Below are 973 nucleotides of genomic sequence, written 5' to 3' on the forward strand. Positions count from 1 at the left end.
ATTCATACAGTATAACAGCGACATCGTGACAATCGTAAAACTGTGCTTAAATAGTAAGAAACATACCAAACAAGATTAACACGACACCGCAAATACAAGGAATAAACGATTAAATTGAAATAGTAGTATTCACCCCGCGGCTTGCTTCATCGTCAAACCAGCGCGCCGTAACGGTTTTGGTTTGAGTATAGAACTGTACCGCTTGCTTACCATAAGGACCAAGATCGCCAAGCTTACTGGCACGTGAGCCTGAGAATGAGAACATCGGTAGTGGCACAGGAATCGGTAAGTTAATACCAATTTGCCCGACCTGAATATCTTGCTGGAATTTATGCGCCGCTGCGCCTGATTGGGTAAAGATAGCCGTACCGTTACCATGCGGATTGGCATTAAGCATCTCTATAGCCTCATCAAGGCTCGCTGCACGCATGATACAAAGTACAGGACCAAAGATTTCTTCTTTGTAGATTTGCATATCACTTGTGACGTTATCAAAGATAGTAGGCCCTACAAAGTTGCCTTTCTCATAGCCCTCGACAGTAATACCGCGGCCATCAAGTAATAAGCTCGCGCCTTCTTCTACCCCTGTATCAATCAAATGCTCGACGCGGGCTTTCGCAGCTGGAGAAATCAGTGGACCCAAGTCTTTATCATGCTTACCCGCTGATACTACAAGACCCTCAGCCTTGGCTTTAATATCGTCAATCCACTCACCAGCTGCACCGACCAATACCACAACAGACAGTGCCATACAGCGTTGACCAGCCGCACCAAATGCAGCACCCGCTAGCTGATTGAGGGTTTGTTCTTTATTGGCGTCAGGTAGAATAACGCCATGGTTTTTGGCACCCATCATACACTGGGCACGTTTACCAGATTTGCTGGCGCGCTCGTAGACATGCTTACCAACGGCGGTCGAGCCGACAAATGAAACCGCTTTGATATCTGGATGATCACAAATGGCATCAACCGT

The 973-nt window shown here is 46.8% G+C and carries 1 protein-coding gene; it reads right to left on the minus strand.

Going from position 1 to position 973, the window contains the following annotated elements; translation table 11 throughout:
- Positions 1-109: 109 nt before the first annotated feature.
- A partial coding sequence (locus ACS8FD_RS17275; RefSeq protein WP_439276755.1) for an aldehyde dehydrogenase family protein occupies positions 110-973 on the minus strand: 864 nt, incomplete at its 5' end.

The sequence above is a fragment of the Psychrobacter sp. 1U2 genome (assembly GCF_051847575.1).